Source organism: Butyricicoccus sp. (assembly GCF_050872565.1).
Lineage (GTDB): Bacteria > Bacillota > Clostridia > Oscillospirales > Butyricicoccaceae > Butyricicoccus_A.
Genome location: NZ_JBNMHC010000360.1, coordinates 1 through 2191, shown reverse-complemented (window position 1 = coordinate 2191; position 2191 = coordinate 1). Strand labels below are relative to the sequence as shown.

The following is a 2191-nucleotide window of genomic DNA, read 5'->3' as shown; positions in this document are numbered from 1 at the left end:
GAACAGCATTTTCTATTCGCCATATGCGTCTGCTCGTGCGGCAAACACTGCTGGTGCTGCTGGTGGCGTTTGTGTTTGGCGGCGTAGCGGTAGCATTGGAGCAACTGAGCGGAACGCCTCTTATGCAAAATGGCGTGTTGGTGGTACAGGTTTCGCGGCGGGTATTGGCGGCATCAGCATTGCTGGCATATGGTCTCAGCTGTTTTGTCTTTCGCAATCAGGCAAAGGATAATCGGCCGTGCGGCGAATCGGTTTGCATTTGCTGTGAAGAACAGCAAGCACAGGTATTTTTGCTGGTGGACAGCGGCAATACCTTGCGGGATCCGATGACAGGAAAGCCAGTGCTGCTGCTGACACGGGACGCCGCCATGCGCATTCTGCCGGAGCAGCAGCGGTTTATCGCGCAAAATCTCAAACAGGACAATGCTGCCGAGCTGGTGCAGCAGACCCAACAGCGTGGTGTGACGGGATGGCGGCTGCTTGCGTTTCACAGCGTAGGCGGCGGGGGATTGCTGCCGTGCTTTCGTCCTCGTGCTGTTGTGCGGGCAGATGGCAGCGCCTATGACTGTATGGTGGCTGTTTCCGTGGCGGATATTTGCTCCGGAGAATTTGACGGACTCATTGAACCGTGAAAGGAGAAGGGTATGCGAATTTGGGAAAAGCTGCGGGAAATATTGTGCCGATTGGGATTGTTTCCATCGGAAAAAGGGATTTTTTACATTGGAAGCCCGATTGTTTTGCCGCCGCCGCTCACGGCAAAACAAGAACAGGAAGCGGTGTGGGGCTTTCAACAGGGAGACCGCACTTGCCGAGATCGGCTCATTGAACACAATTTGCGGCTCGTTGTCTATATCGCGCGGAAGTTTGAAAATACCGGTATTCATATGGAAGATTTGGTTTCGATTGGAACCATTGGACTGATTAAAGCCATTGAAACGTATAATTTGGAGAAAAAGACCAAGTTGGCAACCTATGCTTCGCGCTGCATTGAAAATGAAATTCTGATGCATTTGCGCAAGGTTTCCGGTCAGAAAACCGAAGTGTCTTTTGATGAACCGCTGAGCACCGATTGGGATGGTAATGAACTGCTGCTGTCGGACATCTTGGGCACAGAGCCGGACTGCGTCATTCGACCGGTGGAAGATGATGTTGACCGCCAGCTGCTGCATCGGGCACTGAGCCGTCTGCCGGAACGCGAAAAGACCATCATCAGTATGCGGTTTGGCTTGACGGATGGGGAAGAACACACGCAGAAAGAAGTGGCGGACTTGCTGGGCATTTCCCAATCGTATATTTCCCGATTGGAAAAACGGATTATGAAACGAATGAAAAAAGATATGATGAGATGGGTATAAAAAATGCCCGCCTGATTGTGTTCAGGCGGGCGTTTTTGCGTGTCAGAGACTATTTACTCCTCCATCAGCTGTTCCATTTCGGTGATTAACTCATCAAACAGCTGGAGTGCTTCGTGAATCGGTGTGGTCGATGCCATATCGACACCGGCACCGCGCAGCAGAGAGATTGGATCGGTCGAGCAGCCGCCGGACAGGAAATGAATGTAGTCCTTGACAGCCGGTGCGCCTTCTTTGAGAATGCGGCGGGACAGAGCAATGGCAGCAGAGTAACCGGTCGCATACTGATAGACATAGTAGTCATAATAGAAATGCGGAATACGTGCCCATTCCAAATCAATTTCTTCGTCAATGACGATACCATCGCCGAAATACTGATGATTCAGCTCGTGATACAGTGCATTGAGCGACTGTGCCGTCAGGCTCTCGCCGCGCTCGTTGCGGCGATTGATCTCCAACTCAAACTCTGCAAACATGGTCTGACGATACAGCGTCGTGCGGAACTGTTCGAGGAAATAGTTGATGAGATATGCGCGGCGTTTTTTGTCCTTGGTCGTCTTGAGCAGATGCTGCATGAGCAGGGCTTCGTTGCAGGTCGAGGCAACCTCTGCGACAAAGATGCTGTAATTGGAATAAGCAACCGGCTGATGCTTGTTGGACAGATAGGAATGAATCGCATGACCCATTTCATGTGCCAACGTAAACATGCTGTCCAGTGTGCCCGAATAATTGAGCAGAACATATGGATGCTTGCGCAGACCGGCAGAGTATGCACCGGAGCACTTGCCGACGTTCTCATAGACATCAATCCAACGGTTGTCAAAGCCTTCTTTAAGAAT

Annotated in this window: 3 protein-coding genes; 2 read left to right on the top strand and 1 reads right to left on the bottom strand. The window is 51.2% G+C overall.

Annotated elements, in window-relative coordinates:
- Together ACR0P9_RS11355 and sigE are read left to right on the top strand one after the other, a co-directional pair.
- Positions 1–632: sigma-E processing peptidase SpoIIGA (locus tag ACR0P9_RS11355; protein ID WP_432620225.1), on the top strand; the 632-nt coding region annotated here is incomplete at its 5' end.
- 12 nt (positions 633–644) lie between these two features.
- Positions 645–1355 (top strand): RNA polymerase sporulation sigma factor SigE, encoded by a 711-nt coding sequence (gene sigE / locus ACR0P9_RS11350; RefSeq protein ID WP_432620223.1) that lies wholly within the window; start codon positions 645–647, stop codon positions 1353–1355.
- Between the two features lie 53 nt (positions 1356–1408).
- Here sigE and ACR0P9_RS11345 read toward each other — a convergent pair.
- Positions 1409–2191: M3 family metallopeptidase (locus ACR0P9_RS11345; protein ID WP_432620221.1), on the bottom strand; the 783-nt coding region annotated here is incomplete at its 5' end.

What these genes read in the sequence shown, in the direction of transcription:
- sigE (WP_432620223.1), top strand. Translation starts at nt 645, where the DNA reads ATGCGAATTTGGGAAAAGCTGCGGGAAATATTGTGCCGATTGGGATTG.